The sequence below is a fragment of the Allobosea sp. 01N443 genome, from assembly GCF_056399325.1.
In genome coordinates this window covers 1-7204 of the sequence record NZ_JBFTRC010000246.1, presented here as the reverse complement: position 1 = coordinate 7204, position 7204 = coordinate 1, and the positions used below count along the sequence as shown (strand labels likewise).

Annotated in this window: 5 protein-coding genes; 2 read left to right on the top strand and 3 right to left on the bottom strand. The window is 61.1% G+C overall.

Annotated elements, in window-relative coordinates:
- Positions 1-720, bottom strand: a 720-nt coding sequence (locus tag AC1DRP_RS33235; protein ID WP_476770753.1) for a slipin family protein, incomplete at its 3' end; no start/stop codon positions are given.
- On the bottom strand, positions 717-2117 hold the full coding sequence (locus AC1DRP_RS33230) for an NfeD family protein (RefSeq protein WP_476770755.1): 1401 nt from the start codon (positions 2115-2117) through the stop codon (positions 717-719). The genes AC1DRP_RS33235 and AC1DRP_RS33230, both read right to left, overlap by 4 nt.
- Before the next feature lie 298 nt (positions 2118-2415).
- On the opposite strand from AC1DRP_RS33230, the gene AC1DRP_RS33225 reads away from it, so the two are divergent.
- Both AC1DRP_RS33225 and AC1DRP_RS33220 read left to right on the top strand, forming a co-directional pair.
- Positions 2416-5202 (top strand): UPF0182 family membrane protein, encoded by a 2787-nt coding sequence (locus AC1DRP_RS33225; RefSeq protein WP_476770752.1) that lies wholly within the window; start codon positions 2416-2418, stop codon positions 5200-5202.
- Between the two features lie 135 nt (positions 5203-5337).
- Positions 5338-5736 (top strand): universal stress protein, encoded by a 399-nt coding sequence (locus AC1DRP_RS33220; protein ID WP_441504464.1) that lies wholly within the window; start codon positions 5338-5340, stop codon positions 5734-5736.
- Between the two features lie 155 nt (positions 5737-5891).
- Here AC1DRP_RS33220 and AC1DRP_RS33215 read toward each other — a convergent pair whose 3' ends face one another.
- Positions 5892-7193: a sugar porter family MFS transporter gene (locus AC1DRP_RS33215; RefSeq protein ID WP_476770754.1), complete on the bottom strand. Its 1302-nt coding sequence runs from the start codon at positions 7191-7193 to the stop codon at positions 5892-5894.
- Between the last annotated feature and the right edge of the window lie 11 nt (positions 7194-7204).

Sequence of the window (7204 nt, the reverse complement as noted above, 5' to 3'; positions counted from 1 at the left end):
CATTGGTACAGGAAAGACCACGGTCGAGGATCGCTCTCCCGCGATGTCGTGAAGCGCCGCGAAATAGCGTAACTGCATCGGCTGCGGTTCCTGGGCAAGTATCCGACCTGCCTCGACCAGCTTCTCGGCGRCTTGCTGCTCGCCCAGCGCGTTGATCACCTTCGCGCGCCGAAGTCGTTCCGCCTCGGCCTGCTTGGCGATGGCGCGCACCATGTTTTCATTGAGATCGATATCCTTGATCTCAATGTTGGTGACCTTGATGCCCCAGGCGTCGGTTTGCTGATCGAGAATCTCCTGGATGTCGGCGTTGAGTCTGTCCCGCTCCGCGAGCATCTCGTCCAGTTCATGTTTTCCAAGCACCGAGCGCAGTGTGGTCTGTGCCAGCTGGCTGGTCGCTATCATAAAATTTCCGACTTTGATGATTGCGCGCTCGGGATCGATGATGCGGAAGTATAGAACGGCGTTTACCTTGACGGAGACGTTATCGCGGGAAATCACGTCCTGTGGCGGCACGTCCTGAACCATCACCCTGAGATCGACTTTCACCATCTGCTGGACGAACGGAATCAGAATGATGAGGCCCGGGCCTTTCACGCCGGAGAAGCGTCCGAGCGTGAAGATGATACCGCGCTCGTATTCCCGCAGGATGCGAATGGCCGAAGAKAAGAATACGATCACGGCGATCGCGAGCAGTGCATAGATCAAACAATCGAGCATCACCGCGCACCTCCTTCGCCGGCGGTCAGTCCCGGCCGCCGACGCACCATCAGCGTCAGATCCATGATGCTAGCCACCTCGACCATCTCTCCTGGTCTGAAGGCTTCCGCGCTGCGTGCTTGCCAGCGCTCACCCTGTGTGAAGACGTGGCCTTCTCTGTCAGCCCAGTCGAGGACCTCGGCGGACAGGCCGCGCATGGCTTGTGCACCGACACGTGCAGGACCTTTGCGGGCTCGCCTAAGCGAACTGAATATGACGACAATCAGGCCAATGAACATCGCCGCCGCGATGCCAATGACCCACCATGACAAGCGATATCCCGGTGCTTCGACTTTGAAGAGCATCATCGCTCCGAGCACGAAAGCGATGATCCCACCGATGCCGACGATCGCAGTCGGAGTGAAGGCCTCGATCGTGAAGAGTGCGATCCCCAGCAGCATCAGCGCGAGGCCGGCATAGTTGATCGGCAGCATGTTGAGGGCATAGAGACCCAGCAGCAGACAAATCGTGCCGACCACCCCGGGCGCGATGGCGCCGGGAGACGCGAATTCGAAAATCAGACCGTAGACGCCGACCAGCAGAAGAATGAAGGCGACGTTGGGGTCGGTGATGACCGACAGAAATTGCGAGATCCATCCGGGATCGAGCGCCCCGATCGTTGCATCCTTCGTCGCCAGATGCCGGGTTTCGCCACCCGCAATTTCCACGACGCGACCATCGATTTGCTTGAGCAGCTCAGTCGGGTTGCGCGCGATGAGATCGATGACATTCGCCTGCAACGCAGCGCTGGCGGAAAGGCTGGCTGCCTCGCGGACAGCTTTCTCGGCCCAATCGGCGTTGCGTCCGCGCAACTCGGCCAGGCTGCGGATTGAGGCGACGGCATCGTTCGTCATCTTCGCCGTCATCGCCTCCGTCGGCTCTGTTTGCTGGGCGCTATCTTTCTTGTCCTTGCCGTCCTTGTCGGTGGATTTGCTCGGCAGACCGGGTACCGGACCGCCGATCTGTACCGGCGTCGCCGCGCCGAGATTGGTGCCCGGCGCCATTGCTGCGATGTGCGTCGCATAGAGGATATAGGTGCCCGCGCTGGCCGCGTGGGCGCCGGAAGGAGAGACGTAACCGACGACAGGAATGGATGAGGCCAGCACGTCTGCGACGATCTCGCGCATGCTGGTCGCGAGGCCGCCCGGTGTATTCAGACGCAGAATGACAACTTCGGCGCGTCGTTCGTTTGCCTTGGCCAGAGCGTCTTTCACGTAACCGGCCGTCGCCGGTCCGATCGCGCCGTCGACGGAAATGATCAATGCAGCTCTGCTGTTCTCCCCCRTCGCGGCGGAAAGGGGAGAGAACGCCAATGCGGCGGCTGCAATTGCCGCGACAAGGGTCGCCTGTACCGTCTGCACAGCAAGGACTCCCTCAATCACGGCGATATGGGGGATATCCCCGACGACCTCAATATGATCGCGATTGCCAATCCGCAGTTCGCCGGCCGATAGCGGATGCGAGAGCCGCTGGAGATGACAGGCGGCGTCGCGAGGACGCGATCGGCTGATCCGGTCTGCCCCCAAGAGTTCGAAACAGCTTCACTCGTTCCACGGTCCCGGCGATAGAGTTTTGAGCATCGGCGTCGCGTCGCCTTGACGCGCGATCCTGATCACGAAGGAAGCGGCAGGCGTCCCTCATTTCCGCTATAATTGGACCATGACGATCGGGATCGCCGGACCCGGACGGAAGGCGCCACGGCAGAACGCCGTGGTCAGGCTCGTCATTGCGGCCGTCGTCGTCGGGCTTTGCCTTGTCCTGCTCGGGCTCGCGAGTGACTGGCTGGTCGATTGGCTGTGGTTTTCCTCGATCGGTTATCTGCAGGTCTTTTGGACAACAATCGAAGCTGAAGCTGTCGTCTTCTTTGCTGTCTGGACGGCGACTGCCGTCGTTCTTTGGCTCAACGGATGGCTGGCCGTGCGTTTTGCCCGGCGGCCGCCGATACAGGCTGTCGCCGGCCTCACGTGGCAACCCCCGGGCACCGTGCTGTTGCCCGATCTGCTCGCGCTCGCGCGCGATCGATTGCCCTGGCCCTGGGTTGTTGCAGGCGGTGCTGGTTTGCTCGCGCTGCTCGTCGCCGCGGCGGAAGCCGGCAATTGGGGCATCTTCCTGCGGTTTCTCTATCAGGTGCCATATGGCGCAGACGACCCGCTCTACAACAAGGACATCGGCTTCTATCTCTTCTCATTGCCTGCCTATTTCCTCCTCAAGAACTGGATGTTGCTCACGCTTGTTTTGAGCGCGCTCTTCGCCGGAACGATCTACTGGGTGCATGGCGAGATCGAATACGACGTGCCGCGGCGATCAATATCGCAGACAGTGATCGCTCACGGCTCGGCAGTGCTCGGTCTTCTCTTCGCGGTGAAGGCTTGGTCCTATGGTCTCGACCGCTATCTGCTGCTCTATGGCGATAACGGTGTGGTCGTCGGTGCCAGTTACACCGATGTCCATGTGGGGCTACCGGGCCTGTGGCTATTGATCGGGTTTTCGATCATCGCGGCGTTCGCCGCGTGGGTAAACATCTGGATGCGTACCTACTGGCTTCCTGCCGCAGCGTTCATGCTCGTTGCCATCGGCTCAGTCGTGCTGTCCGGCGCAGCCCCCGCGCTGTTCCGGCAGTTCTTCGTCAGACCAAGCGAGTTGCAGCTGGAGAAGCCGTATATCGAACGCAACATCGCTTTCACCCGGCAGGCCTATAATCTCGATCAGATCGAAGCCAAGCCGTTTGCCGCGGAACAGAAGCTATCTCTCGACACGCTAGCGGCCAACAAGGCGACAATCGAAAATATCAGGCTGTGGGACCAACTGCCCTTGTCGGATACTTACGCGCAGCTGCAGGAGATTCGCACCTACTACAAATTCCATGATCCTGACGTTGATCGCTACTGGCTCGATGGTTCCTACCAAAGCGTGATGCTTTCGGYTCGCGAACTACGGCCCTCGTTGCTGCCGCCGAATGCCCAGACATGGGTCAACCGCCACGTGCTGTTTACTCACGGCAATGGCGCGGTGATGAGCCCGGTCACYCGAAAGAGTACCGAAGGACTACCCGTCCTCTATTTGCGGGATATCCCACCCGTCGCAGACGGAGGTCCCAAAATCCTTGAGCCGCGCATCTACTACGGCGAAGAGAGCGACAGCTACGTCATTGTCAAGGGAAGCACACCGGAGTTCGATTATCCGAAGGGCAAAGACAATGTCTATGCGGCCTATGACGGCACAGGTGGCGTTCCGATCGGAGTGATGGCGAGCAGAATGCTGTTCGCCTATTACTTCAACGACCCGAACCTGCTCCTCTCAAGCTATATCACTGCCGATAGCCGGATCATGATCCGCCGCAACATCCAGGAACGGGTGCGAACGATCRCTCCGTTTCTCCGGCTCGATCATGATCCCTATCTGGTCATCAGCAATGGGCGGATGCTCTGGATGCAGGATGCCTATACGACGAGCTCCTATTTCCCCTATGCGCAGCCTGCGCAAGATGGCGATCTCAACTACATTCGAAATTCGGTGAAGGCTGTCGTCGATGCTTACAGCGGGGCCGTCGATTTCTACCTGATGGATCCCGGTGATCCGATTGCCGCGACCTACCAGCGCATCTTTCCGGGCCTGTTCAAGCCGTTCGCGGCCATGCCTTCAGACCTGCAGAAGCATATTCGCTATCCGGAGGACCTGTTCCTGGTTCAGGCGCGGCTCTATCAAACCTACCACATGGAGGCGGCCGACGTTTTCTATAACCGCGAAGATCTTTGGCAATTCCCCCTGCAACCGGGGGGCGGCGGCACCGCGATGATGACGCCCTATTACATCATCATGAGGCTGCCCGGAGAATCGCATGCTGAGTTTTTCCTCATGCTCCCGATGGTGCCCAGCCGCCGCGACAACATGATCGCGTGGCTCGCCGCGCGCTGCGATGGTCCGGGCTATGGCAAGCTGATCGTTTACGAATTTCCCAAGGAGAAGCTTGTCTACGGGCCGTTCCAGATCGAAGCGCGGATCAATCAAAGTACCGAGATCTCCCAACAAATCACGTTGTGGAACCAGATGGGTTCGCGGGTGATCCGCGGTGCGAACTTGCTCGTAATCCCGATCGAGAACTCGATCCTTTATGTATCGCCACTCTATTTGCGAGCGGAGCACGGACATCTGCCGGAGCTGAAACGTGTGATCGCAGCCTACGGTGAACACGTGGTGATGAAGGAAACACTCGCCGAGGCCTTGTCGGCGCTATTCATAGAGCCCGGTGCTGCGCCGGCAGCTTCACGCGCGACAGAGGGGATGCCCGGGACAAGGCCAGCGCCAAGTCAAGCACGGGAGGCGCTTGATCGCTACAATCAAGCAATGGAGCGACTGAAGTCCGGAGATTGGAAAGGTTTCGGTACCCAGTTCGATGCAATGCGCGGGATTTTGGAGGAAATGAACCGGGATTCCACCGGCCACTAATGCTTCGAATTCGCTGTTTTTGCGTGGCCTTCGGCCCGGAGCATTGGACATTGCGAACGCGGAGGTCGCGCACCTGGCTGCTGCGGGGAGGACGCCATGTATCAACACATTCTGGTTCCGACTGACGGTTCACCCTTGTCCGCCGCAGCCGTCGAGCAGGCCACGCAGCTTGCCAAGTCCGTCAGGGCCCGACTGACATTGCTCGCTGTAACGGAGCCCTTTCACATCTTCGCCTCTGAACCCGGCAGGGCGGTCGCGACGCTGGAGGACTACCAAGAGCTCACCGAAGCGCGAGCGAGGCAGTATCTCACCGCCGCCCAAGAGAAGGCTGCGGCCGCGGACATACGTTGCGACGCCATTCAGGTCGAGAACGAGCACCCCTATCAAGCCATTATCGACACCGCTGTTGCGCGAGGCTGTGACCTGATCGCCATGGCATCGCACGGCCGCCGCGGCATCGCTGCGATTGTGCTCGGCAGCGAGACCGTAAAGGTTCTGACTCATTCCAAGATTCCCGTTCTTGTTTATCGCTGAGCGCTCGGATCGCCGCCGAGAGCCGCGACCAGAAAATCGGTGAGACGGCCAGGAGCCGCGTCGGGTCTCCTCTCAACCGCTTGTCTTGGCGAGCACCGTCATCGCGCCCCGACTTATCGATGCGTCAGGGCGTGCCGGATCGGTTCGCCGCGTCCTCAGCCGCCGATACGCCGCAAGGGGCGTCCAGCCAGCACGGCCGCCTCGATCTCTTCGAGCCGGATACCGCGCGTCTCCGGGGTGAAGGCCAGGCAGAAACTGAGCGAGAGCAGGCAGACCACGAGGAACAGCGCGATCGCGCCGGAGAGGCCGATCGCTGCCACAAGCGACAGGAAGGTGAAGGCGATCAAGGCGTTGAAGAGCCAGCTCGTCGCCGAGGCCATGGCGATGCCGGATTCGCGGATCGCGGTCGGAAAAAGCTCCGACATCAGCACATAGGGCAGCGGGCCGAGACTCAGCGCGAAGGCCGCGATGAAGACTGCGAGGCCCGCCAGGCCGACCCAGGGCCAGCCGAGCTGGGAGGCGACGATGACCGCGGCGAGCCCGATCGCCATCGCTCCCGAGCCGAAGATCAGCAGCGGCCTGCGGCCCAGGCGATCAACCATGGCGATGGCCGCGATCGTGGCGAGGACATTGACAAGGCCTAGGCCGAAGGTAGCGGCCAGTGCGGCGGTTCCGGCGGAGAAGCCGAGCTCCTGGAAGATGCGGGGGGCGTAGTAGAGGATGCCGTCGATGCCGCTCAGGTTCTGCAGCACGAAGAGGGCGCTGCACAGCAGAAGCACAGCTACAGTGCTGCCGCGCCGGAGCAGAGCGCCGCGGCTGGCGCCGGCATGGGAGAGGACGGGCCGGGCCTCCCGCCATTCATCGGCGAGGCCGAGCGTTTGCGCCGCCTTCAGAACCGCTGCGTGGTCACCCCGCGCCGCCAGCCAGCGCGGGCTTTCGGGCAGCAGCAGGATTGCCAGCAGGCAAAGGCCAATGGGGAGGATGCCGGCGCCGAGCAGGATCGGCCAGGGCACGCGTGCTGCGTAGGCGAGCGTGACGCCATAGGCACCGAGAATGCCAAGGGTGATTGCGAGCTGGAACATCGAGACCACCGCGCCGCGCCGGCGCGCCGGCGTCGTCTCGGCCGCGTACATCGGTACCACCATTGAAAGCAGGCCGATGCACAGCCCGGCAAGGCTGCGTCCTGCCAGCAATCCGCCAAGTCCGAACCTGGCCAGGATCAGCGTATAGCCGAGCCCGCCGAGCGCGGCCGCCAGCATGATCGTCCGTCTTCTGCCCCATCGGGCCGAGATGGGGCCGGCCATGGCGGCGCCGACGAAGCAGCCGAGTACCAGGATCCCGACGACGAGCTGTTCCCCCCGTTCCGAAAGTCCAAACTCTGCCTTTATAAGATCCAGAACGCCGGAGACAGATGCTATACCGAAGCCGAAAGCAGTTCCGCTGGCGAATATGAGCATCAAGATCAATA